The organism is Vibrio sp. S9_S30 (assembly GCF_014694455.1).
GTDB lineage: Bacteria > Pseudomonadota > Gammaproteobacteria > Enterobacterales > Vibrionaceae > Vibrio.
Genome location: NZ_JAAUWT010000212.1, coordinates 1 through 250 on the forward strand (window position 1 = coordinate 1; position 250 = coordinate 250).

Here is a 250-nt window from a genome sequence, read left to right on the forward strand (position 1 = left end):
ACTTGTCCGTATGCCAGTTTCGCCAGATGCTCAACGGAAGTCCCCGTATCTTGGGAAGTATTGGCAAGCACGGCTAGTCTTACTTCCTGAGCCTAAAGGAGAAATAAAAGGTTTTATTACATCATTAACCTCAGATCTGGTTAAGCCGTCGTGATGCCATTACTTTCTAACAGCTCAAGCTCTTGAGCTGTTAGATCTAAGTGGGGCTTCTCATCTTTCAGGCAATAGGCTATCAATCCTCCCAATAGAT

At 44.4% G+C, this 250-nt stretch carries 1 pseudogene; it reads right to left on the minus strand.

From position 1 onward, the window contains the following. Positions 1-140 precede the first annotated feature (140 nt). Positions 141-250: pseudogene (locus HC752_RS25545) on the minus strand (IS982 family transposase); the annotation flags it as partial.